24 protein-coding genes are annotated in these 22,131 nt (G+C 59.0%); 3 read left to right on the plus strand and 21 right to left on the minus strand.

Annotated features, from left to right (window positions below):
• Positions 1-53: 53 nt before the first annotated feature.
• The 3 genes from DW913_RS02765 to DW913_RS02775 all read right to left on the minus strand — a co-directional run bounded on the left by DW913_RS02765 (position 54) and on the right by DW913_RS02775 (position 2,601).
• Positions 54-527 carry a YhcH/YjgK/YiaL family protein gene (locus DW913_RS02765; RefSeq protein ID WP_117637052.1) on the minus strand — a complete coding sequence of 158 codons (474 nt, stop codon included), beginning with the start codon at positions 525-527 and terminating at the stop codon, positions 54-56.
• Positions 528-724: 197 nt separating this feature from the next.
• The gene (locus DW913_RS02770) at positions 725-1,660 is read right to left on the minus strand and encodes a hexose kinase (RefSeq protein ID WP_117648435.1); all 936 of its coding nucleotides are present in this window, start codon (positions 1,658-1,660) and stop codon (positions 725-727) included.
• A 59-nt stretch (positions 1,661-1,719) separates the two neighbouring features.
• Positions 1,720-2,601 carry an aldose 1-epimerase family protein gene (locus DW913_RS02775; RefSeq protein ID WP_117797505.1) on the minus strand — a complete coding sequence of 294 codons (882 nt, stop codon included), beginning with the start codon at positions 2,599-2,601 and terminating at the stop codon, positions 1,720-1,722.
• Between the two features lie 157 nt (positions 2,602-2,758).
• Between DW913_RS02775 and DW913_RS02780 the strand changes: the two genes are divergently transcribed.
• A complete protein-coding gene (locus tag DW913_RS02780) occupies positions 2,759-3,343 on the plus strand; it encodes a hypothetical protein (protein WP_117797506.1) in 585 nt (194 codons plus the stop codon).
• Between the two features lie 75 nt (positions 3,344-3,418).
• On the opposite strand, the gene nagA is transcribed toward DW913_RS02780, so the two are convergent.
• From nagA to DW913_RS02820, 8 genes are all read right to left on the minus strand, one after another.
• A complete protein-coding gene (gene nagA, locus DW913_RS02785) occupies positions 3,419-4,588 on the minus strand; it encodes an N-acetylglucosamine-6-phosphate deacetylase (protein WP_117646248.1) in 1,170 nt (389 codons plus the stop codon).
• 118 nt (positions 4,589-4,706) lie between these two features.
• Positions 4,707-5,873: an SIS domain-containing protein gene (locus DW913_RS02790; RefSeq protein WP_117797507.1), complete on the minus strand. Its 1,167-nt coding sequence runs from the start codon at positions 5,871-5,873 to the stop codon at positions 4,707-4,709.
• 114 nt (positions 5,874-5,987) lie between these two features.
• On the minus strand, positions 5,988-6,719 hold the full coding sequence (locus DW913_RS02795) for a GntR family transcriptional regulator (protein WP_117635805.1): 732 nt from the start codon (positions 6,717-6,719) through the stop codon (positions 5,988-5,990).
• Positions 6,720-6,904: 185 nt separating this feature from the next.
• On the minus strand, positions 6,905-7,987 hold the full coding sequence (locus DW913_RS02800; protein WP_117646246.1) for a PTS system mannose/fructose/sorbose family transporter subunit IID: 1,083 nt from the start codon (positions 7,985-7,987) through the stop codon (positions 6,905-6,907).
• Positions 7,977-8,777, minus strand: coding sequence for a PTS sugar transporter subunit IIC (locus DW913_RS02805; RefSeq protein WP_089572403.1), 801 nt, complete (start codon positions 8,775-8,777; stop codon positions 7,977-7,979). The genes DW913_RS02800 and DW913_RS02805 overlap by 11 nt, the downstream gene beginning before the upstream one ends.
• A 90-nt stretch (positions 8,778-8,867) precedes the next feature.
• Positions 8,868-9,350 (minus strand): PTS N-acetylgalactosamine transporter subunit IIB, encoded by a 483-nt coding sequence (gene agaV / locus DW913_RS02810; RefSeq protein WP_089572404.1) that lies wholly within the window; start codon positions 9,348-9,350, stop codon positions 8,868-8,870.
• A 36-nt stretch (positions 9,351-9,386) separates the two neighbouring features.
• The gene (gene yajC / locus DW913_RS02815; RefSeq protein WP_117564749.1) at positions 9,387-9,668 is read right to left on the minus strand and encodes a preprotein translocase subunit YajC; all 282 of its coding nucleotides are present in this window, start codon (positions 9,666-9,668) and stop codon (positions 9,387-9,389) included.
• Positions 9,668-10,111: a PTS fructose transporter subunit IIA gene (locus tag DW913_RS02820; protein WP_117564748.1), complete on the minus strand. Its 444-nt coding sequence runs from the start codon at positions 10,109-10,111 to the stop codon at positions 9,668-9,670. The genes yajC and DW913_RS02820 overlap by 1 nt, the downstream gene beginning before the upstream one ends.
• Positions 10,112-10,812: 701 nt before the next feature.
• Here DW913_RS02820 and DW913_RS02825 point away from each other — a divergent pair.
• A complete protein-coding gene (locus DW913_RS02825) occupies positions 10,813-11,451 on the plus strand; it encodes a DUF2975 domain-containing protein (RefSeq protein WP_117646245.1) in 639 nt (212 codons plus the stop codon).
• A gap of 33 nt (positions 11,452-11,484) precedes the next feature.
• The gene (locus DW913_RS02830; RefSeq protein WP_255413283.1) at positions 11,485-11,700 is read left to right on the plus strand and encodes a helix-turn-helix transcriptional regulator; all 216 of its coding nucleotides are present in this window, start codon (positions 11,485-11,487) and stop codon (positions 11,698-11,700) included.
• Positions 11,701-11,814: 114 nt separating this feature from the next.
• Here the strand turns inward: DW913_RS02830 and DW913_RS02835 are convergent, their stop codons facing one another.
• The 10 genes from DW913_RS02835 to DW913_RS02880 form a co-directional block, all read right to left on the minus strand.
• Positions 11,815-12,900 carry a hypothetical protein gene (locus tag DW913_RS02835; protein WP_117646244.1) on the minus strand — a complete coding sequence of 362 codons (1,086 nt, stop codon included), beginning with the start codon at positions 12,898-12,900 and terminating at the stop codon, positions 11,815-11,817.
• A 126-nt stretch (positions 12,901-13,026) separates the two neighbouring features.
• Complete coding sequence (locus DW913_RS02840) at positions 13,027-14,112, minus strand: isocitrate/isopropylmalate dehydrogenase family protein (RefSeq protein WP_117797508.1); 1,086 nt, start codon at positions 14,110-14,112, stop codon at positions 13,027-13,029.
• A gap of 6 nt (positions 14,113-14,118) precedes the next feature.
• On the minus strand, positions 14,119-14,817 hold the full coding sequence (locus DW913_RS02845) for a HEAT repeat domain-containing protein (protein ID WP_117797509.1): 699 nt from the start codon (positions 14,815-14,817) through the stop codon (positions 14,119-14,121).
• 15 nt (positions 14,818-14,832) lie between these two features.
• Entirely contained in the window at positions 14,833-15,261 is a 429-nt protein-coding gene (locus tag DW913_RS02850) for a hypothetical protein (protein WP_117797510.1), read from the minus strand.
• Positions 15,262-15,266: 5 nt separating this feature from the next.
• A complete protein-coding gene (locus tag DW913_RS02855; protein ID WP_117629897.1) occupies positions 15,267-16,346 on the minus strand; it encodes an NAD(P)-dependent oxidoreductase in 1,080 nt (359 codons plus the stop codon).
• A gap of 97 nt (positions 16,347-16,443) precedes the next feature.
• Positions 16,444-17,397, minus strand: coding sequence for a DegV family protein (locus DW913_RS02860; protein WP_089572413.1), 954 nt, complete (start codon positions 17,395-17,397; stop codon positions 16,444-16,446).
• 79 nt (positions 17,398-17,476) lie between these two features.
• Positions 17,477-18,061: a ribosome hibernation-promoting factor, HPF/YfiA family gene (gene hpf / locus DW913_RS02865; RefSeq protein ID WP_117790550.1), complete on the minus strand. Its 585-nt coding sequence runs from the start codon at positions 18,059-18,061 to the stop codon at positions 17,477-17,479.
• Between the two features lie 317 nt (positions 18,062-18,378).
• Positions 18,379-19,386: an ABC transporter substrate-binding protein gene (locus DW913_RS02870; RefSeq protein WP_158550996.1), complete on the minus strand. Its 1,008-nt coding sequence runs from the start codon at positions 19,384-19,386 to the stop codon at positions 18,379-18,381.
• Between the two features lie 750 nt (positions 19,387-20,136).
• On the minus strand, positions 20,137-21,246 hold the full coding sequence (locus DW913_RS02875; protein WP_117797511.1) for a hypothetical protein: 1,110 nt from the start codon (positions 21,244-21,246) through the stop codon (positions 20,137-20,139).
• Between the two features lie 10 nt (positions 21,247-21,256).
• Complete coding sequence (locus DW913_RS02880; protein WP_233541980.1) at positions 21,257-22,063, minus strand: ComF family protein; 807 nt, start codon at positions 22,061-22,063, stop codon at positions 21,257-21,259.
• Positions 22,064-22,131: the final 68 nt, after the last annotated feature.

Raw genomic sequence — 22,131 nt, forward strand, 5'->3', positions numbered from 1 at the left:
GATTTCCCTAGGGGAATCACGCCATCAGACGAACAACTCAGCCGAGCAGCTCGCTACTCCTCCCAGTAGGCGTCGGCAAGCAGCTTAAAGCAGATCTTCTTGATCGGTTGTGCGCCATCGCCCGGGAACTCGAGCGTGGGCATGTGAGGCTCGCCGGCAACGAACAGCGCAAACTTGTCGTCGGCAAGATCGCCGGCGATCGAAGCGTCGGAATCGACCAGATCGTAGTCGTCCTTCTCGTCAAACTCCTGAACCAGCGTCAGGCTGCCCGTGGCGACCTTAAAGGCCTCGCGACCCTCGACGTCGATCTGCAGGTCGTGATAGCGCTGATGCGTCTCATAGTGAGCCTCGGCCTCGGGACGCGTCGTGGGAGCCATGACGTTCGCATAGACCTTGTCGCCCAGAATCGGATGGCTGCCGACCTCGAGCTCTGCCGGGTCGTTCTCCTCGAGCCAGTCGATCAGCACGTCGAGGCCCTTGAGAATTCCGCGGTACTCCTCGATATCGCCCAATGCACCGTAAATCATCTAAATCCCCTCTCGGATCGCTTCTTTGGCGGCTAATCGGCAAACGCGTTATCGATGCTGTTGCCACCCACATACGCCTCGACCAGGGTAAGGTCGGGATTGAACACGACAAACTCGGCGTCGCGCCCCAGCATAATGCTACCGCACTTGTCGTCGACATGAGCTAGCAAGCAATGCCGGGGCCGACGCCCAGGCTTTTACAGCTCGGTCACGACAACGCCGTTGTAGACCTCGTCCCAACGGTCCATGACCAGATGGCCGGTCATGGGATCCATGGCATTGAGCTTGCCGCAGGTGTTGGCGGTACGCAGCACCGTCTCGTCGTCCGCGCCGGCAGCAATGGCATGCGCGAAGCCAGCGATAGTGGAGTCACCAGAGCCCGTAGCGTTAACGGCAGGGATATCGGGCGTCTTTGCGCGGAACGCACGGCCATTGTGGAAGCCAACGGAGCCGGCAGCGCCCATGGACACGACGACCCAGGGGATATCGGAGAAGCGGGCATCAGAGGCGAGCGCGGCGCGGAGCTCGTCCACATCGTCGGTGGTAAAGCTCGTGCCCAGAAGGCCGTTAATCTCGGTCAGGTTAGGCTTGACCAGCTCGGGCTTAATTTCGGACTTAAGGGCGGCCTCGAGCGAAGCACCCGAGGTATCGAGCAGCACCTTGGCGCCGGCGTTCTCGGCAATACCCGTGATCTTGGCGTAGTAGCCCGCCTCGACACCACGGGGCAGCGAACCCGAGATGGTAACGACAGCGGCCTTGCTCGCAAGCTCGGCGAACTTGGCGGTAAAGGCATCGAGCTCCTCGGGGGCAATCGTCGGGCCGCTCTCGAGTAGCTCGGTCTGGTTGCCGGCGTGGAGGATGTTAAGGCAAATGCGAGTCTCGCCCTTGATGGGTACAAAATCATTCTTAATGCCGTTGGCATCCATGAGCTCGGCCATGTAGGCGCCCATGTGGCCGCCGAGTAGACCGGTTGCCACAACGTCGTCGCCCAGCTGACCCAGTACACGGGCCACGTTGAGACCCTTGCCGCCGGCGGTCTTTTCGGGCGTCACACGGTTAACGTCGTCGATAATGAGCTCATCGAGCTGATAGCGTGTATCGACGGACGGGTTCATCGTAACGGTGAGGATCATTTTTAGCTCCTTATCTCGCAGGCTCCTTGTGCCTCGCGATACGAGTCGACAAAACGGAATTACAGAATCTCAATCGTGAACGAGCGAACGACGGTCTCCTTGGGCTTGGCGACAAGGCAGCCACGCTTATGCTCAAGCACGTCGTCCTCATCGGAGCAGGTCGAAAGGCCGCCCCAAGGCTCAACTGCCACAAAATCGCCCTCGGGCTTGCTCCACACAATGAGATATGGGAAGCCCTCAAAGCTCAGGCGGACGCCCTTGTCCTCGCCCTTTTTGGAAAGCATGACCTGGCGGCTCTCGAGCACGTCAAAGATGGTCTCCGCAAAATCGAAGAGCTCGTGCGACAGGGGCAGCGTCTTTCCCACCATGGGGTTCTTGGAGCGCTTGTCCACGTCAATCAAGCCAGTCGAAGGGACAGCGGTGCAAAGCTCTGCAGCCTCTTCTTTCTCAAAGCGCAACTCGTAGTCCGTATAGGCCTCGCCCTCATCGAGCGGGCACCTAAAGCCGGGATGCCCACCGATAAAGAACGGCATATCCTCGGTGCCCTCGTTGGTAACCTCATAGGAGACACGCACGGCGGCGTCCTCGAGCGTATAGCGGGCGACGAGCCTAAACGGATACGGATAATCGCTCAGCAGCGCGGCGTTATCCTCCGAAGCCAGGCACATAGCCAACTCGTTCTCGCCTTGGCTCAGCAGCTTCCACTCCTGCTTGCGCGCAAAGCCGTGGCGAGCGAGCTTTACATGATGCCCGGCAAACGTCATGGCGCTGTTGTCGCGCAAGCCTCCGCAAATCGGGAAGCAAATCGGCGCCTGGCCGGACCACACGGTGGGATCACCCTGCCACAAGTACTCGCGACCTCCGGCCTCAATCGAGGTAAACGAGCCACCAGCCGTGGAAACCTTAATAGAAATCGAATCGTTGGAGAGAGCGTATTCCATTACCCATCCTTTCGAACAACTGCTTTATTTCACGCAAGCGCCCGTTTCAATCCTAACCATAGAACAAACCCGCACGCTCATCGATGCGTCCGGTATCCCGGCCATGTAACGGGGTACCATACAGACATTGATGCAATTACAGCTGAAAGGCCTTCTTATGCGAACCATCATTCTTTATGCCTCACGCCACCACGGCAATACGAAAAAGCTCGTGGACGCCATTGTCGAGGCGCACCCCGAAATCGATACCCTCGACGTGAAAACACTCGGCAAAAACGAGTATCCCAACCTGCACGAATACCATCTGATTGGTGTCGCCACGGGCATCTATTACTCCGAGATCGACAAGGACATGGCACGCGTGCTCACTAACGTGTTGCAGCCGCAGGACAAGGTGTTTGGCCTTATGACCTACGGTGGAAAAAACAAGTGGTACGGCAAGGATATCGATGGCATCTGCCGCATGAGGCAGGCCATCTTTATGGGTGTCTACGGCTGCCCCGGCTTTGATACGTGGGGGCCGTTCAAGCTCGCCGGCGGCGTCCAGAAGGGGCACCCGACCGCTGAGGAAATTAAGGGTGCCGTCGACTTCTTCGACAAGATCGAAGACGAGTATGGAGACATCATCGTCGAAGAGTACGCCAAGCGCGAGAAGCGCCTAGCATACGAGAAGGAGCATCCTGCAGGAGGCCTGGTGGCCGGCGTTAAGCGTACGGCAAAGAAAATCGCTAGCAAGCTGTAACTGTAAAGGTGCTTTTGAGCGTTTAACCCGTACGGCGGGTCCGAGCAGATTCGGGCCCGCCGTCTTTTTCTTTCGTTACTCGGTAAAGGCGTTGCCGACGCTCTGGCCGCCAACATACGTCTCGACGAGGGTGAGCTCATGGTCGAACACGACAAAGTCGGCGTCGCGACCCGGCATGATGCTGCCGCACTTATCCTCGATGTGCGCGGAGCGTGCCGGTACCTCGGTTGCCATGCGAATGGCGATATCGGCGCTGGCGATGCCCCAGTCGACGATGTTCTTGACGCCCTGGGCAAGCGTGAGCACCGAACCGGCAATGCTCTTGCCATCGGCGAGCCAGCACAGGTTGTCCTTCATGATGACGTCCATGCCGCCGCTAGTGTAGCTGCCCTCGGGCATGCCGCCGCAGCCCAGGCAGTCGGTGATGAGTACCGTGTGCTGCCAGCCCTTGGCCTGCAGCAGCGCCTTGATGGCGGCAGGGTTTACGTGCTTGCCGTCACAGATGATCTCGGCGTAGGTCTCGGACGTGGACATAGCAGCACCCACGACACCGGGCTCACGGTGATGCAGCCCGCGCTGGCCGTTATAGGTATGCGTAAAGCAGCTGGCACCGGCGTTGATGGCGGCGATGCACTCATCGTAGGTGGCGTCGGAGTGACCGATGCTGGTCACCACACCCTTGGCGTTCAGAGCAGCCGCATAAGCAGCGGCACCGTCGCGCTCGGCCGCCATGGCGCTCTTAACGATGCGACCGCCCGCAGCCTCCTGCCACTGATCAAAGACCTCCTCGGAGGGATCGATAAGATAAGCGGGGTTCTGCGCGCCCACGTGCTTCATGGTAAAGAAGGGGCCCTCCAGGTAGATGCCCTGAATGCGAGCACCGCAGAAGTCGGGGCCGCGACCCTCGTCCGCCTGAGCGATGGCGGCGCAGGCGTCCTTGATCTGCTCGACGCCATCGGTGAACGTCGTGGGTAGCCAGCTGGTGGTACCGCGACGGGCGAGCTCGGTCGAGCTGATATCAATGCCCTCGGGATCGTTATCGGTAGTCGAGTGGTTATAGAAGCCATGAATGTGGGTGTCGACCATACCCGGTGCGATCCACGATCCAGTGTAGTCCTTAATCTCGCAAGAGGGCTCGTCGGCCTGCCAGGCGCCAAAGACGCCATCCTCGACCATAAGATAGCCGCCCAGTTGCGGGCCTGCCGGCAAGAAGAACTTGTCAGCCTTAATTGCGTACGTGCTCATATGCACTCCTTGCTTCTAAAGCAGTTGACTGTGGTGATGCTTATACCCAGCTCAGGTAAAACAAAAAGCGCCCGCCCGCCGTTATGAGCGGACGGGCGCCCTTACAGGGGGGACGCGATTAAGCGGTGAAGGGGTGAATCGTCACGCCCTTAACCACGCGGTTGACCGTGCCGGTGGGGCTCGGCGTATCGGGCGTGTTGCCCACGCGCACGGAGTTGAGCAGGCTGATGGCCTGGGCAAACATCACGAACGGCAGGGCAAGGTAGCCCTCGGGGAGTGCCTCATAGCCCTTAAAGGTGAAGGACTCGCCCTCGTAGACGGTAGCGCCATCCTGCTGAACGGCAACGGTGTGCTGAGCGATCTCGTCGCCACCGATCTCGTTGAGGATGTCGATATCGTACTGACGGGTGTAGGCATCGTTGTTGACGAACACGAACACGAGGGTCTTGTCGTCGACGAAGGACTTGGGTCCGTGACGATAACCCATAGAGGTGTCGTAGGAAGTAGCGACTAGACCGTGAGCGAGCTCGAGGATCTTGAGCTGGCTCTCCTGGGCAAGGCCACCGAAGGAGCCGGAACCCAAGTAGGTCACGCGGTTGAAGTCGCCAGCCAGGTAATCGGCAACCTCGGACTCGCGAGCGATGACCTCCTCGCCCATCTTGGCGATGGTCTCGACCCACTCGGCCTTCTGCTCGTCGGAAGCCTCGTCAAAGATGAGGGTAGAGAGCAGGGTCATGCAGGTGTAGGAACCGGTCATGGCGAAGCCCTTGTCGTTGGCGCGCGGGATGAGCAGCGTCAGCGCATTGGGGTCATCAGCGGACTCGACAGCGAGCTTGCCCTCGGGAGCGCAGGTGATGTTGAGGAACTTGACGTTGTGGACGAGCTCCTTGGCAACGGCGACGGCGGCAAGGCTCTCGGGGCTGTTGCCAGAGCGGGCAAAGGAAACCACGAGCGTGGGATCCTCGGCGCGCAGGAAGTCGCGCGGGGCGCTCACGATATCGGTCGTGGCGATGGGCTTAAAGTCGTAGAGATCAGTGTTGCCAGCGTGACGCAGGTACGGGGCGCAGGTATCGCCAACATAGTCGGACGTACCGGCACCGGTGAAGACAACGGACAGACGGCCCTCGCCCATAGCGCGAGCCTCAGCCAGAAAGGCCTCGATGGCCTCCTTGTTCTCGCGATAGATGTTGAGCGTATCACGCCAAAGCTCGGGCTGCTGAGCAATCTCGGCCGTGGTGATCTGGGCGCCGAGCTCGGTGAGCTCCTCGACACTCTTCTCGAACATTTCTAATACCTCTCTCTAGAAGTAATCCTCTGACGTGCAATTATACACTTCGATTGGTTATCTGGTAGTAACCAGTTAAATACAAAGAATCATCATATGGAAACGGTGCAGACACTAATCGCTACGCTGGTGGTAAACCTTGTATTTAAACTGATCGGCACGAGCAACCGAGAGCGTATACTCCACAACCTCGTTTGACTCGTTATACGTAGTCCTAACCAAATCGAGCACAGGCGAGCCCTCGACGATTTCCAAAAGGTGGGCATCGGTGGGACGGGCTATGCTCGCATAGAACTCCTCTTCGGCCACGCGTATTTTTTGCTTAAAGTCTTGCTCAATCACATCGTAAAGCGGCTTACGCTCCAGCAACGGTCGCTTTAGGGACAGAAATTGACGAACCGGTAGATAGCTACGTTCGACCATCATGGGCATGTTGTCGGCAGAACGAAGGCGCTTGAGCTTAAAAATGCGATCACCGATACGTAATCCCATATGCTCGGCCAGATTCTTATCGGCCTCCATCTCGCAAAAATCGAGAATCGTGGTCTCGGGGTCGCGACCCATCGCGCGCATCTGCTCGGTAAAGCTGTAGGACTGCATAAGATTGGTTGCCTTTGCCGAACGGTCGGTCACAAAGGTACCGCGACCGTGCTGCCGAACCACCAGTCCTAAACGCTCCAGTTCCTGCAGAGCCAGGCGTACCGTAGTGCGCGAGAGACCATAGCGCTCCGAAAGTTCGCGCTCGGAAGGAATCATGTCACCGGCGCGATATTCATGGTCAATCTTTTCGGTCAGAATATCGACCAGCTGATCGTACAGCGGTTGCTTACGCGCTCCGATCGCCATCCTATCCTCCCTTTTGCTCGAATTCGGCTAACTACCTAGGGTGTTAAGCATTATCGATCTGCAACACCCGAATCATTAAGAAAACAAAAGCCGCGCGCTCTTTCGAGCACGCGGCTTTTAACATACACATGGCTTAAGGGGTCGGGGTGTGAGCCGCGTAGGGACACACCCCTCAAGCTAGAGCCTTACCAGATGCTCGGCCAGAGACCAAGCGGGCCAGCGCCCAGGATGCCCAGAACGAAGAGCAGCAGAATGCCCTTGGTCGGGGTCCAGCTGTGCTTAGCGAACATGTAGTAAAGCAGCAGCGTAAGCATAAGCGGGACAAGCTTCGGAACGATGGTGTTGAGGGTGTCGGCAACAGAGAAGTTGACCGGATCCTCGGTGACGGTGCCGTAGGTGACGGACTCCATGCCGTTGCCCAGATCGGTGACGCCGCACTCGACAGCGTTGCCGTCGGCATCGGAAGCGGTGAGGGCGTTGCCGTCCTCATCGGTCATGGCGATGGTACCGGCCTCAGCGGTCTCGGTATCGATGCCCTCCATACCGGTGAAGTTCTCGGCCTCCTTCTCGGAGACGATCACGGTAGTAGCGGAGAGGCCGCGGGTGGTGCCGTTGGGGATCTGGAGGTTGATCTGGGTGCCACCCATGGTGACGACCAGGCAACCGACGACGAAGACGCCCATGATGGAAGCGGCACGCGTAAAGGCCTGCATGTTGGCGGTCAGAGCGTCAATAGCGCTGGTGCCAAGCTTGTAGGACCAGTTCATGAGCCAGAAGCGCAGAGCGAACTGGACGACGTTGAAGATCACCAGGAAGATCAGCGGCGCAGCGGCGTTACCGTTGATAGCCATGTTGGAGGTGATGCCGGCCGTGATAGGCACGAGCGTCAGCCAGAACAGGGCGTCACCGATACCACCGAGCGGGCCCATTGCGGCGACGCGGACGGCGCGGATCGTGGGGATGTCAACCTTGTTCTGCTCGAGCGAAAGCACGATACCCATAACAAAGGTGACGAGGAACGGGTGAGTGTTGAAGAACTCCAGGTTGTGGCTCATGGAAGCCGCGAGGTCGTTCTTGTTGGTGTGGATCTTCTCCAGACCGGGGATGATGGAGTAGAGCCAACCGGCGGCCTGCATACGCTCGTAGTTGAACGAGGCCTGCAGGAAGCAGGAGCGCCAAGCCATCTTGTTGAGGGTCTTCTGGTCGAGCTGCGGAGCAGGAGTGAGATCCTCGTAGTGCTCCGGGATCACATACTCATTAGATGCCATCTTCGAAGTCACCTCCGTCAGAAACAGCTGCACCCTTCAGCTCGGTCTGCTGCTGGAAGTCCCAGAAGGCGATGCCGAAGCCGATGAGAGCGAGGATGAGCAGAGCAGGGGTTGCCAGAGAATCGTTGGCAACGGTGATGAGCGCGAGGCCAAAGCCCATGAGGAAGAAGCCCCACATATCGCGGTTCATCATAACCTTGAGCAGGACGGCGAAGCCGACGAAGCGCATCATGCCGCCTGCAGCGGAAAGACCGGTCTGCAGCCAAGTCGGGATGGCGGAAGCGATGGTCTGACCGATGGTGGCGCCAGCGATGAAGAACAGGGTAACGACGACGGCGAAGATCAGGCCGAGCAGAGCCATGGCGAAGTAGTTCAGACGCTCGATACCCTTGGTGTCAGCGTTGTGAGCCATGTTGTCCGCGGAGGACATGAGCGGCGACATAAGCGTGAAGACCAGGGTAACGCCGAGCTGACCAAGCAGAGCGAACGGAATGGCAAGGCCGACTGCCGCGTTGGGCTCGAGGCCCGTAGCGATAGCGAGAATGGCTGCCATGATGCCGCCGATGACGGCGTTAGGCGGCTGAGCGCCTCCGATCGGCATGTTGCCGATCGTCATGAGCTGATAGGTACCACCCACGAGAAGACCGGTGTTGAGGTCGCCAAGGATAAGACCGATGACGGCGCCGGTGACGATGGGCTGATAGAGAGACTCGAGGAAGTTGAACTGGTCGATTGCCGCGACGAACGTGACGATGAAGACCAGAGCGACCTGGATGATCGAGTATTCCATCTTGCTCCTCCTTTCAAAATGTATGTACGCACTTTGGATATCACGTACAGAACGTCAGGGTTTCAATCCTGACAACGTGGATCACGAGGATTACGAGAAGAGCTTGCTCGTGTCCTCAACAGGCGTGCTCGGAACGCGCCTGATCTCCAACTCCACCCCCAATTCCTGCAGCTCTTTAAACGCAGCGACATCCTCGTCGTTAACTGCGACGGAGGTGGCGACTTGGCGCTTTCCTTCCGACATGTGCATGTTGCCGATGTTTACCTTCTTTATAGGCACACCGCCCTTGACGAGCGTAAGCACGTCTTCCGGTGTTTCGGCCACGATGAAGATCTTCTGGCGCGGGCTCGCCTTGCCAATGACGTCGATGGTCTTCTGCAGGGAGAAGAAACGCGTAGCGACGCCGGCGGGAGCGGCCATCTTCATGAGGTTCTGGCGCATGGTGTTGGTCGACACATCGTCGTTGGCGACGAGGATAAGGTTGGAGCCCAAGGTGGAGTTCCACTGGGTGGCAACCTGACCATGGACCAGTCGGTTATCGATGCGGGTAAGAAGAATGTTGGGTTCTGCCATGTTGATCAGCTTCCTTTCGTTATTTGCTGACGACAGTTACTTGATCTCCTGAATCGCGTAACGCGAAACATCTACGACGGCACCGGATCGGACTTTGATCTGGACCTTTTCGCCTTCGATGCCCTTGACGGTTCCGTAGATACCGCCGGCGAAAAGAACCTCCTGACCCGGCTTGAGCTCGGTGTGCAGCTCCTTGAAGTACTTCTGCTTCTTCTTCATGTTGATTTGCGACCAGATGGTGTAAATCAAGCCCATGACGACAAGCAGGCCTAAAAGAGCGACCGAGGAGCTCAGGACGCTGGCTCCGAAATCGGCCATTAGATGCCGTCCTCGTCACCGAAGATATCCTCTTCCTCGGCACCAGCGACGGAGGCAACCGTCTGGGCGGTGATGCCCGTCTGGCCAACGGTCACGGCCTGCTCGCCAAGCTCGGCGAGCGTAGCGTTGCCGCGGAGGAACAGAAGCTCAATAACCATGGGAAGGTTCGTGCCAGTCAGAATCTCGACGTTGTCGACATCCTGGGCAATCATCATTGCCTGGTTGAACGGGGTACCACCAAGCAGGTCGGTAAAGACGAGCACGCCATCGCACTCCTCGCGCATGGCGGTGATAGCGGCGCGGAGATCCTCACCGTAGGAAGCAGCCTGGTCGCCCTCGAAAGGAACGACGGTAAAAGCGGGCTGATCACCGGCGACCATAGCGATAGCGCTTGCGAGGCCGGGTGCGAACTGTCCATGACCGGTAAGAATAAAGCCAACCATTCAAATTTCCCTTCCGAAGGTGTGTACGATCTGAGTCCGATGTTTTCGGAAGCCAGCGGGCGGACGCCCTTAAAGCTTCTTGGAAAGCGTTCTTTGAAGACCAGTGGTCTCTCAACTGGTAGTAACCACGTGACGTGTTGTTGTCACTATATCATCACAGAAGAGGTCGCTTTCGCTGATTCACGCAGTAAAACGTTTTTGCACCGCTCACGGCGATAAATCGACCGTTTACCGCTCGTTAACACTTCTACCTGCGGTTTTGAAACCGTTTCGAAATACTTTGACGAAAGATCGGAACCTTTTCTGTGTCTAAACAACGCAGGGTGGCCAAAAAAGGCATGTAGAAAAAATGCAGGTCATTGTGAAGATTTGTGAATTGGTCTTTTTGACTTAATACCAGTTAGAACCAGTTTAGAAATTATCGGTGAACGGTAGTTTTCGACCGCTCAGCGGTTATTTCCAATCGTTTGCAGCTCCTTTTCCATATGAATTAGGGAGACCCGATGAAGCACTTGCGCGGTTGCGGGAAATTTCGATACTCGTCCATCCCCCACGTGCCAAACTCTCACTCCCTAAATATGCCATAAGCTCTCGCTATTCGTCTTACAAACATAACTTACTCTAATCTGTAATTGTTTATCGTTTATCATTAAGTATGTTATAAGATTTAAATATCATCCTAGACATTGGTTGGAGGAGCTATGATCCGCTGGAACGTATCCAAATCGAATGAACCCATCAACCGCGAACAGGCAATAGCCGATTTGGGGAAGCTCGCTCACATCTGCAAATGGGCCACAATCTGCACCGCCGTAGCGCTCGCTCTGGGACTCCTCGCAGTCATTGCAATCGAGCTTTTACTCATATTGCCTAGCCTCTCCCAAGGGTTCTGCCTCCAATCCGTAGAGCTTAATGCCGGCGAAGGGCCATCTCTCGCTCTCGTCGGCGCCAATGAACAGACCCCTCTTATGCTTGTCGCGCACGACGGTCATACTGCCATAGGGAGCGCCATGATGACATGCCTTGCGCTTGCCATTGTGCTAAGCGCATACAGGTTTTTCTCCGCCATTGAAAAGGCGGGCAGGCCCTTTGACCTCGAATGCATCCGCATACTACGTCAAGTAGGACATTTGTTCCTTATTGGCGGCGTTGCTGTGAAGCTTCTTGGTGCCATAGTCACGGGGCTGATACTCTCAGGATTTGGCGGCAACTTTACGGATGCGCTCGGCGGCCAGCACCTCGACCTCTCTATGGTCTTTGCAGGCCTGATTATTAGCCTGATTGCCAGCGTCTTCCAGTACGGGTGTATCCTGCAAATACAAGATGACGAGTTGCTCTAGGGGGAATCCATGATTATTCTGCGGCTCGACCGCATGCTCGCCGAACGCAAGATCTCATCCAAAGAGCTTGCGGAACGCGTGGGCATCTCCCAGGTCAATATGTCGCGCATCAAGACGGGCAAGGTTTCTGCCGTGCGCTTTTCAACTCTTGACGCGATATGCCGGGCACTCGACTGCCAACCGGGCGATGTACTGGAATATATATCCGACGATGAAGCCGATAGCCTTTTTGGACTTAAAGATGAATAGCCATAATTAAGCCGCCAATCACGCCCTCAACGCAAATTGCCCGCCAGAACGACTTCCGTACTGGCGGGCAATTTGTTTTCTATCAGCTAGATGCTCGATGAGCCGTGCAACTCTTTACGCAAACAGGCCGTAGATGCTGATGTTGGCCTTGGCGTAGAGGCCGTTAGCATACTCGGTCCACTTGGAGCTGGCGCTCGAAGCCTGCGAGGAATACTGCTGGTAGGCGGTGTAATAGGCGGTCATGGCCTGCTTGTAGGTGGCGCTATCGGCCGTAAAGGCATCGTCAGCGAAGGCCTTGGCATAGGTGCTGTCGGCATCCTTCCAAGTGCCCTTTGAGCTATCCCACTCATCGCCGACAAGGTTGATGATGTAGTCGGCGTAGTCCTTGCTCGCGGTCTCCTCGTTGCCGTCAGCAGGCTCGGTCGGGGCGGTCGGCATGCTTGCAGAGCTATCGCCCACCTTCTTCTTGTAGAGCTTTTGCAGCGTCGCGGACTGACGGACGATCTGCTTGGCCTGGTCCTTGGACACGCCGTACTGCGTGGCCATGGTCTTGTAGTCCGAAGTGCCGATGGAATCCTCGGCGTACTGCTTCATTTCCTTGGAAGAAACGGTAATGCCCTCGTCCTCGGCAGCGTCCAGCAGAATCTGATTGCGCACGTAGGACAGGATGACGTCAGCAGAAGGAGCGGTGTAGTTGCCATCGCTATCCTTGACGGTGTCGAGGCTGTACTGGCTCTCGATGGCCTCACGCGCGGTGATGTCGCTCTTCTTGCCGTTGTAGCTATAGCTTGCCACGGTCGAATCGAGCTGGTCCTCGGTCAGGGTCGCCGAGCCGACGCCCTTGCCGCCAAAACCACCGTTGCCGATAAAGAAGCCGACCACGGCAGCGATCACGACGGCGACCACAAAGGCGGCAATCATCGTCTTCTTGTGCTTGCAAGCGTGGTCGTCCACGTCGGCGTCGTCGTCCTCGTCCTGCTCCTCGGGCATGAGGTTCTCGTCAGCGGCATCCGCGGCAATCTGAGCCTCCAGTCGGGCGTCCTCCTCCTCGGCCGTCGTGCCGGCGGCAATGTGCTCGGCAGACGTACCGGCGACCAGATCGATCTTCTCGTCCTCGTCACCGTCGGGGCCTTCGCCGCGCTCGATGATCTGGATGCCGTCGATCTCGTCCTTCTCGTCCTTCTTTTGAATCAGACCCATATCAGTTACTCCTTGTTAGGAAACATAGTCCTCAATAGAATACGCCCGACAGAGCGCCGGGCGTATTGATTCTTAGGTTATACGCAAACACTTAAGTACTATTTAGGCGTTTGCAGTGTGCATGCCTTAGGCCAGGTGAGCGATAACGGCATCGGCAAAGGCCTGCGTGCCCACAGCGCCCTCAACGGAGCCGGTCTGGGCACGACGCACGTCACCGGTAACCTGCTCGCCCTCGTCGAGCGTGGCAGACACGGCGACGCGAATGCGATTGGCAGCGTCGTTCTCGCCCAGGTGATCGAGCATCATAGCCGCAGAGAGAATCTCGGCCGTGGGGTTAGCGATATCCTGACCGGCGATATCGGGCGCGGAGCCGTGCGTAGCCTCAAAGATTGCGCAGTCGGCACCGATGTTGGAACCCGGAGCCATACCCAGGCCGCCCACCAGGCCGGCGCACAGGTCACTCACGATGTCGCCGTACAGGTTGGGCAGCACCAGGACATCGAAGTCGTTGGGGTTTTGGACCAGGCCCATGCAGGTAGCGTCGACGATCTTGTCGTTGAACTCGATATCGGGATAGTTGGCGGCCACCTCGCGCGCAACGCGCAGGAACAGGCCGTCGGTCGCCTTCATGATGTTGGCCTTGTGCACGGCCGTCACCTTTTTGCGGCCGCAGCGGCGGGCATACTCAAAGGCATACTCCACAATACGGCGGCTCTTGGCGATAGAGATGGGCTTGATCGAGATCGCGGAATCGGCGGCGAAGGTCTTTTGGCCCGAACGCTCGACGAGCTGCGAGAGCTCCTCGACCTCGGCAGCGCCCTCATCGAACTCGATGCCGGCGTAGAGGTCCTCGGTGTTCTCGCGCACGATGACCAGGTCGACGTCGCGGAAACGCGAGCCGTCGCCCGGCTGCGACAGGCAAGGGCGCACGCAGGCGTACAGGTCGAAATGCTTGCGCAGGGCAACGTTGACGCTGCGGAAACCCGTGCCGACCGGCGTAGTAATGGGACCCTTGATGGCAACCTTGGTCTCGGCGACCGCATTGAGCACGTGCTGGGGCAGCGGCGTGCCAAACTCGTCCATGACGCCGGCACCGGCTTCCTGGACATTCCAATTGATCTGGACACCGGCGGCCTCGACCACGCGGCGCATGGCCTGCGTAATCTCGGGACCGATACCGTCACCGGGAATCAGGACTACATCGTGCGCCATAATCTGTTACTCCTCGTCTTCGGCGGCCTCAGATTTTTTAACGCTAGCACGCTTCTTCTTTTTGGAGAGATCCAGGCCAAAACGTTTAACAAGCATTTCGCAAATCTCGCTCGAACGGGCCTTGAGATAGCTGCCCTTACCGTTCTCGGCATCGAACTTAAGGCGCAGCGCAAGCTTCTCGGCAACCTCGGCGTCGATCTCGCCCTGGCAAAACTCGTACAGGCAACCGAGCATGTCGCGATACTCAAGGTCGCCGTGGTAGCACTGGATGGCCTCGTCCAGGATGGGCCAAGCCTCGCGCGAACGCTCGACACTCGTGGCACCCCACACGCACAGCAGGCGGAAGGCGGCATAGCGCAGCGTGGAGGAAATCTCGTCGAACAGCGCGGTCTCGGCGCCCTCAAAGGCATCGCCCAGCTGCTCGGGGCAGGTGGTGGCGAGCGCCGTCAGGGCATCGAGGGCCTCCCAGCGGGTCTGCGCCTCGGGGCGGTCGAGCGCCTCGATCAGCGCGGGCACGCAGGACACGACGCGCTGCGGATCGCGCTCGGCAAGCAGATGCAGCACGCGGGCGGCAAACTGGCGGATGCGGCGCGTGGGGCAGCCGAGCTCCTGGACCAGACGGTCGACGGCGTTCTCGTTCTCCTCTGCCAGCTGGAGCTGTGCCAGCTCCTCGTCGGTGAGCTGTTCGTCTTTATTTTCTGCCATAGTTACCTCTTCTTACTATTTCTTAGCGTGCTTGCCAGCACCCTTGCTCTCATCGGTGACCGAGATGAGCTGTCGGTCGGCCGCGCCATTGCGACGTGCGCGGCGGCGCTCCTCGGCGTCGCCCGCGTCGGCGGCGGCGCGATGAGCCTTGTTGACGTTAAAGACCTCGTCGTGCTTGCGCCACGGACCGACGGACTCGCCAAAGCTCATCTTAAGGCCTGCGATAAAGCCGCCGAGCCAGCCGATCGGCGCAAACTGCACCAGCGGGAACAGCGAGAACACCCAGGTCAGCAGGACGACTGCCGCCGCTCCCGCAAAGTTGGCAATCCAGTAGTCGCGCTTGGTGATGACGCGCTTTTCGCACGCCCACTGGCCGCACAGAAAGCCGATGTAGATCGCAAAGAGAAAGAGCGCCAGCGCAAGCACCACGAACGTCCAGCTCATGGGCGCTACTCCCCGTGATGGTGGCCACAGCAGCACTCGTGGCCGTCGTCATGACCGTGGCCGCCGCAGCACTCGTGGTCCTCGCCGTGATGGTGGCCGCAACCGCACTCATGCTCGTCGCCGTGCTCGCCGCAACCGCAGCCGTCCTCGTGGGCACCGTGCTCCTCGGGGCGATACTGCGACCAGTCCAGACCGGCGGCGATGGCGTCGGCCTCCTCCTTGTAGAGGACCGTGATGGCCTGGGTGCCCAGCTTGGCGCCACCGATAGCGTCGAGCATGTCGTAGAGCGTAAAGGCCACGTCGGCGCCGGGCAGCGCGAGCTCGCGGTCGTCGGCGTAAGCAAGGGCCAGGCGCAGGTCCTTAATGAAGTGCTCGACCATAAAACCGGGCTTGTAGTCGCCGTCGAGCGCCTTGGGAGCCAGGCTCTCCATGGCGCCGGACTTGCCGGTACCGCCCAAGATCATCTGGCGGGTCTTCTCCAGGTCAAGGCCGCTCAGCTCGGCAAATGCCATGGCGTCTGCCATGCCGACCATGCAGGCGCCCAGCGACACCTGGTTGGCGAGCTTGGCAGCCTGGCCCTTGCCAGCGCCGTCGAAGCAGCAGATGTTGGCCGCAAAGGTGGCAAGGATGTCGCGGACTGGGGCGATATCGTTCTCGGTGGCGCCCACGATAGCCGTGAGCGTGCCGGCGATAGCACCAGACTCGCCGCCGGTGACGGGGCAGTCAAACGCCATGCGGCCGGAAACCTGGGCGGCCTCGGCAATGTCGCGCGCCAGCTCGGGCGAGCTTGTGGTGAGGTCGATCAGGACCGCGCCGGGCTTAGTGCACGCGAGCAGGCCGTCGCCCGCCAGGTAGAGCTCCTCGACCTCGGAGGGATAACCCACCATGGTAAAGACGACGTCGGCGTTCGCCACGGCATCTGCCGGCGTATCGGCCCAAACGGCACCGCGCTCGATAAGCGCGGCGGCCTTGGACTTAGTGCGGTTGTTGACCGTGACGGGATAGCCGGCATCCAGGATGTGGCCGGCAATGGGGGCACCCATGATTCCGGTGCCGATGAATGCGACGGAGAGCTTGTTTGCCATGAAACCTTTCCTTTTGGGTTGGGTGTTATTACCAGGTTGAATACTCGGTGCCAGCGTTGGGCTGTGAGTCGAGGGCGATTACGGACGCAGCGCTTGCCTACTGGCCGCGCACGCGGCGGGCGATGCGGTCGGAAAGCGACGCCTTGTCGGCGCGGTTCTTACCCCAAAACGCGCAGGCCACCATGCCGGGGCCCACGTGCGAGCCGATGGTAGGACCGACGGAGCTGCGAATGATCGTGACGTCGGCGCAACCCTCCTCCTTGCGGATGGCGGCTTCGAGCCAGTCGCCGTCCTTCTCGGCATCGGCCGTCATAATGGCGATGGGCATGGTGCGATCGGGCACATAGTTCTCGCGGAACGACTTGAGGATGGACTTGAGCGCCTTCTTGCGACCGCGGTTGACGCCGATCAGCGACAGCGAGCCGGCCAGGTCGTAGGACAGCTCGGGTTTGACGTCGAGCTTTGCCGTGAGCTGTGCCGCCGCGGGCGGAATGCGGCCGCCGGCAGCCAGCGCGTCAAAGCTCTCGAGCGTAAAGTAACCGTGGACATAGGTCTTGGCCTCGTTTGCCCAGTCGACCAGCTGCTTGGCGGTCAGTCCCGCCGAACGCTGGCGCACGGCCTCAAGCGCCAAGAGCTCGCCGGTCGCACAGGGCAGAGCGTTGTCGACCACGTACAGCTCAAAGTTGGGATACTCGGCGCGCACGGCGTCCGCCGCCTGGCACGCGGAGTTGTAGCTCGACGACAGCGCCGAGGTAAAGCACAGGTAGACCGTAGGCGTACCCTCTTTGGCGCACTCGGTAAAGAACTCGATATAGCGACCGAGCGACACAGCCGAGGTGGACACGCGGGCACCGGCGCGCATACGGTCGTAGAACTCCTTGGGTGTGATGCTCGACCAGATGTCGTCCGTGCGCTCCTCGCCATCGATAATGAAGGGGAAACCCAAGATATCGACATCGAGGTTCGCAGCGACCTCGGGGCTAAAGTCGCAGCAGGTATCGACGACGATGCGGCAACGGTCCGAATGACCGGCGGATGCGGCCTTGTCCATCAAAGCGACTCCTTACGTAAAAAGGCGGCCACCCGCATGGGATGGCCGCCAACCGTTAACTCATGCAAGTTAACGTATTTTACTCGTCAAGTGTTTCGATGCGGGGCTTGATGATGCCATATCCACCATTCTTACGGTGATACACCACATTGATAAGGCCGGTCGTCGCGTTCTCGAACACGTAGAAGTCGTGGCCGAGCAGATCGGTCTGTACCAGCGCCTGCTCCTCAGTCATCGGGGTGACATCGATGACCTTCTCGCGGACGAGCAGGTCGTCCTCCTCCTCGGGCAGCAGCAGGTCGGCCAGATCATCGACGCGCTCGACTGGTGCAACATCCGCTGCGCTGGCACCGCCCTGGCGGTTGTCCACGACCTTGGTCTTGAACTTGCGCAGCTGGCGGGTGACCTTATCGGCGGAGAGGTCGATGGCGGCGTACATATCTGCACCGTGCTCGGCAACGCGAATCACCGAACCGCGGGCGCGAACCGTAACCTCGACGATTGCCGGGTTGGGGTTCGAGGGGTTCTTCTCATAGCGAAGTACAACGTCGACCGTCATGGGCTCGATATCGAAAACCTTGAGCGCCTCGCCGATCTTCTCATCCACATGCGCACGCAGAGCATCGGTTACCGTCGTCTTGCGTCCAGAAACCTTGATATCCATACGTGGCTCCAATCTGCCTCGGGGACTTACTGTACTGGCTATGTACCCATTGCCGTGCATTTAATCACGCGGATTCCTAAAGACCCGAATAACGATTGCTTGATACCGCATACCGAAGTCTCGCACTTTTCCGTGGCAAAGTGCGCTATAGAAGGGAGCCGACGGCTTTGTATTTGGTCCCGAAAATTGGCTTTGACCTGCTGGTTTTATAGGGATAAAAAAGCCGGGCTCCCCTATTGGGGAAACCCGGCAGTGCGTGTTGAAACCGTGAAGAGGCGTCCTTTCCAACGTATAGGAGACACCACCCCTAGCAATAACTAGCTATTAAGTTTGTTAATGTCGTCGTCGGTGATGGTGCCTTCCTGGCTGGACGATTTGTCCTCGGAGGATGCGGTCTCATTGTTGGAATCGGAGGACTCGCTGCCGGAGGATGCGGTCTCACTGGACTCAGAGTCGCCCGGCTGCACGTTAGCGCCCGAAACCGTCTTAGTGGTGAGGTCGTAGGGCATCCTGCCATACCAGACAGAGTGGACCGCCTCGAGCGTGCCGTCGGCCGTAATACCGTCGAGGGCATCGCTCACGGCACGGCACAGTTCGTCATTGGACGAGAGGCCCGCAACACCAAGCGTCGAGGGCGCCTCGAGCGAACCGGCATAGGAGACCTCGCTCATCAGGCGTGCAAGGTAGCCGCCGGCCGTGGAGTCGCAGATTACATAGTCGACCTCGCCGGACTCGAGCGCCTCAAAGCACTCGTTGATGTTGGAGTAGGTCTTTTGGTTGGCGGTGATGCTCTGCTTAGCAAGCGCCTCCTGCGAGGCCGAGGACATCTGGACACCCAGAGTAGACGTGTTAAGGGTATCGGTGGAAACGCTTAGCGACCCACCATCGCTGGTTTTACCGAACACGGAAGCGGCATCGTACAGGCAGGTGCCGAGCGAGCTAACGTCCCCGTCCGTGGAGTTGATCTCGCCGATAAAGATATCAGCCTTTTTGTCGCCGAGCGCGGAACCTGCCGAGGACGCATCGACAAAGGCGACCTTAAGGCCCATGCGGCTTGCGAGGGCGCGGGCGGCGTCGACCGCATACCCCGTGAGCTCGCCGTCGGCGTCCTGCATGGCCTGCGGCGCATCGGAAGTATCGAGGGCGACCGTCAGGGTTCCGGGAGTGACCAGGGCATCGTCCGACACCGCCGGCGTGACGGTCTCGTACTCGATCTGGTCGATCGTGGGAGTCGTGAACGTAGACAGCGGGTTGAACGCGCATCCGCTCAGGCCCAAAACGGCGATGACCGCTGCGGTCCCAGCACCTAACCGAGCCGCGTGCATCAAGCTGCCCCTCACCATGTCCACTACCCTGCCTTCTGTGTCGTATACGATCCGTGCGTTGCGCGGAATATCAGGTTGTTCCCACCAGCTGACCTGGTATTTGACCCCACACTTGCGCACCGGGGCGTTTGCTCGGGAGGCCGCAGCCACCTTCACGACTGGCCCGCTCGCCCGCGAGGCGGTATTGCCCCAAAGAAAGTAGAACGGACGGTGCGGCTTACATCTAGGACGCGCCATGATCGCGCCGCGCGCACGCGGTCGCTTACGTGGATCCCTTTGACCGCGTCTGTCTTGGACTAGGGCGGGCATTTCGTCCGTCCGCAACCACAGCCTGGTAGGAACGTAGCGCATTATAGCTAAGTTCAAGCTAAAGTTTAAGGTTAGGGGCGTCATTCGCATCGCGAGTACAGATTTCGCAGGTCGGATTGGGCTATTCGTGCCTCTGTGAAGCCCGGAGCTCCCCTATGGGGAGCTCCGGGGCACCCTTCCTAGGGTGCCGTGGCCAAAAAATGGCAAATATGAGTACTGTCACCAATTTAGTAACAGGCAATTTTGGCCTCTCGGACAGATTTTGCGCTCAGTGTCGCCAACCTGATGCTTAGTTATTCCACATTTGTTTATTATCTTCTTACTTTATGCCGCCTCCGAGTCCTAAATTCCTTGATTTTGCTGTTACTGATTTAGTGACAGTACTCATATTTGCCATATTTTGGCCAGGGCATATGATTAACCCCCTATTTTCGACGTGAATTAGACCGGCTTAAGCCCAAAACACGCCCGCAGCGTGTTAAGCAACGCCTCTTGCTTCTTCCTGCGAGCATCGACACGATTCCGGTACCGCTTTCGCATACGCTGGTGCATGCGCCATGCGAGCGCTTCCATCGCTTCCATGTCACAGAGCATTTCGTTGTTGACCGTCGCGACCTCGATTCCCATAGTAATCAAGCCCGTGTTGCGTTTTTCATCATGGATACGTCCCCTCCGAGAGGAATGGCCCAGCTCACCGTTGTATTCCAGGTCAAACCGGGCTGCCTCTTGATACGCATCGCAAACTGCATGAGGCATCCCCGAGATTGCCTGCGCACGGTCATCGAACTCGACCTTGTAGTCGGTCTTAAAAGGTCCGCAGGCAAACCCGCCATAGGAAAACGGAAGCGAAAACAGGGCGAGCATGATGCACTCCATGGGCGAGAGCAGGTTTTCCGAAAGATAGGGACACAGACGCTGCAGCTGTTTGGCCACATTCCCCTTGCATGCCGCAAGGTAATCTGCCAGGCGATCGGGCGTCAGCGCCGGCTCGACTTCAAAGTAGCCCACGTCTGCTGGCTGGTCCTTGTCCTTTGCAAGTTTATTCGTAACAGGCGAGGTGTAGGGAGGCAGATACTTCCCGCGGTCGCTCAGTGAAATCTTAGAGCACAGCTCCTGGGCCAGGGCAAATGCCTGGATACAGCCGACCTCGCGGGCGATGGCAACACAAAGGGCCTCGGGAGATAGACTGTACACCCCCGGTTCCACCTCTAGAATCGAGCCGGCGGGCAACCCGGAGCATACGGACCAGCCCACGCCAGGCATGCGGCGGCGCTGCGCCGCAGATCCCACCAGCAAGCACAAATCCTCTTGCACCTCGCTGCTTGCGGCCCCAATCCGCACCAAGTCGGGAAGATAGATGTCCTCGGTCGAGGGCGACGACGTGCGCAGCACACGGCGCTCTTCATCGGGATCGAGGTCCTTCCAGCTTATGTAGCCCATCTGCCGGCGCTCGGCGCGCATCATGCGTAGCGCCGAGGCGCCTGTTAGGATTACGGAAGCCGCTAGCTGTTCGTCTGTCGGCTCGTTGCGCCGCTCAATCTTCACTGCCACAAAACCACCCCTACCAAACACGTGCGATAGCAAGGCCATCGACTGCCGCAGCGCCGGCACGCTTGAGCTCCGCCGAGGCTGCTGCCATGGTCGCGCCCGTGGTGATAACGTCATCGATAAGCAGTAAGCGGCGGCCGTGCACGTCCTCAACCGTCTCGTACATGCCTTGGGCACGCTCGCGACGCTCCTCACGACCGAGTTCGCGCTGGTCGCCATGCCCGTACTTGACGAGGGCATCGAGCAGGGGAACACCCGACAGCTCGCAAAATGGGCGCGCAATGGCCTCCATATGATCAAAGCCACGCCGCCGAAACGCTGCCGCCGTCGCAGGCACAAACACCACCGCATCCGCACCGGACAGCACACCTCCGTAGCGATCGGGCGCTACGACCTGGGCATGCAGGGCGGTGTCGTAGAGCAGCTCCGCCAGATACGGCGCCAGGCGTCGCTCGCCCGCGTCCTTGTACGCTTTAATGATGCGCGGCAGCGGATGCGCATAGACGGCGCACGCCAGGCAGCGGTCGAGCGCCTCCGCCATTGCCGAGGACGTGCCCTCGACCGAACACTCAGTGCACAGCAAATCCCCAAACGGGGCACCGCATCGGGTGCAGCTATGACGTGGGTCGATGAGCGTGAGCGCGGCCAGGCAGTCTTGGCAAATAAGCGCACCGGCGCGCTCGCAGCCGGCACATCGTGTTGGCGACAATGCCTCGAGCGCCTCGCGTGCCACCCGCTCGGCAAACGGTAGTAATTCGTCCGCAAACGGTAGGGCACCGGCACCCTGCAGACAGCTCAATATGTTCAGATGGCTCTTCAAGACACAACCCTCCCTACGTTCGGTCGCAGGGAGGGTTGTTGATTCGGCGCTATGATACCCCGATGCGC

The sequence above is a fragment of the Collinsella sp. AM42-18AC genome, from assembly GCF_003467965.1.
GTDB lineage: Bacteria > Actinomycetota > Coriobacteriia > Coriobacteriales > Coriobacteriaceae > Collinsella.

What these genes read in the sequence shown, in the direction of transcription:
- DW913_RS02765 (WP_117637052.1), bottom strand. Translation starts at nt 527, where the DNA reads ATGATTTACGGTGCATTGGGCGATATCGAGGAGTACCGCGGAATTCTC.
- DW913_RS02770 (WP_117648435.1), bottom strand. Translation starts at nt 1,660, where the DNA reads ATGATCCTCACCGTTACGATGAACCCGTCCGTCGATACACGCTATCAG.
- DW913_RS02775 (WP_117797505.1), bottom strand. Translation starts at nt 2,601, where the DNA reads ATGGAATACGCTCTCTCCAACGATTCGATTTCTATTAAGGTTTCCACG.
- DW913_RS02780 (WP_117797506.1), top strand. Translation starts at nt 2,759, where the DNA reads ATGCGAACCATCATTCTTTATGCCTCACGCCACCACGGCAATACGAAA.
- nagA (WP_117646248.1), bottom strand. Translation starts at nt 4,588, where the DNA reads ATGAGCACGTACGCAATTAAGGCTGACAAGTTCTTCTTGCCGGCAGGC.
- DW913_RS02790 (WP_117797507.1), bottom strand. Translation starts at nt 5,873, where the DNA reads ATGTTCGAGAAGAGTGTCGAGGAGCTCACCGAGCTCGGCGCCCAGATC.
- DW913_RS02795 (WP_117635805.1), bottom strand. Translation starts at nt 6,719, where the DNA reads ATGGCGATCGGAGCGCGTAAGCAACCGCTGTACGATCAGCTGGTCGAT.
- DW913_RS02800 (WP_117646246.1), bottom strand. Translation starts at nt 7,987, where the DNA reads ATGGCATCTAATGAGTATGTGATCCCGGAGCACTACGAGGATCTCACT.
- DW913_RS02805 (WP_089572403.1), bottom strand. Translation starts at nt 8,777, where the DNA reads ATGGAATACTCGATCATCCAGGTCGCTCTGGTCTTCATCGTCACGTTC.
- agaV (WP_089572404.1), bottom strand. Translation starts at nt 9,350, where the DNA reads ATGGCAGAACCCAACATTCTTCTTACCCGCATCGATAACCGACTGGTC.
- yajC (WP_117564749.1), bottom strand. Translation starts at nt 9,668, where the DNA reads ATGGCCGATTTCGGAGCCAGCGTCCTGAGCTCCTCGGTCGCTCTTTTA.
- DW913_RS02820 (WP_117564748.1), bottom strand. Translation starts at nt 10,111, where the DNA reads ATGGTTGGCTTTATTCTTACCGGTCATGGACAGTTCGCACCCGGCCTC.
- DW913_RS02825 (WP_117646245.1), top strand. Translation starts at nt 10,813, where the DNA reads ATGATCCGCTGGAACGTATCCAAATCGAATGAACCCATCAACCGCGAA.
- DW913_RS02830 (WP_255413283.1), top strand. Translation starts at nt 11,485, where the DNA reads ATGCTCGCCGAACGCAAGATCTCATCCAAAGAGCTTGCGGAACGCGTG.
- DW913_RS02835 (WP_117646244.1), bottom strand. Translation starts at nt 12,900, where the DNA reads ATGGGTCTGATTCAAAAGAAGGACGAGAAGGACGAGATCGACGGCATC.
- DW913_RS02840 (WP_117797508.1), bottom strand. Translation starts at nt 14,112, where the DNA reads ATGGCGCACGATGTAGTCCTGATTCCCGGTGACGGTATCGGTCCCGAG.
- DW913_RS02845 (WP_117797509.1), bottom strand. Translation starts at nt 14,817, where the DNA reads ATGGCAGAAAATAAAGACGAACAGCTCACCGACGAGGAGCTGGCACAG.
- DW913_RS02850 (WP_117797510.1), bottom strand. Translation starts at nt 15,261, where the DNA reads ATGAGCTGGACGTTCGTGGTGCTTGCGCTGGCGCTCTTTCTCTTTGCG.
- DW913_RS02855 (WP_117629897.1), bottom strand. Translation starts at nt 16,346, where the DNA reads ATGGCAAACAAGCTCTCCGTCGCATTCATCGGCACCGGAATCATGGGT.
- DW913_RS02860 (WP_089572413.1), bottom strand. Translation starts at nt 17,397, where the DNA reads ATGGACAAGGCCGCATCCGCCGGTCATTCGGACCGTTGCCGCATCGTC.
- hpf (WP_117790550.1), bottom strand. Translation starts at nt 18,061, where the DNA reads ATGGATATCAAGGTTTCTGGACGCAAGACGACGGTAACCGATGCTCTG.
- DW913_RS02870 (WP_158550996.1), bottom strand. Translation starts at nt 19,386, where the DNA reads ATGCACGCGGCTCGGTTAGGTGCTGGGACCGCAGCGGTCATCGCCGTT.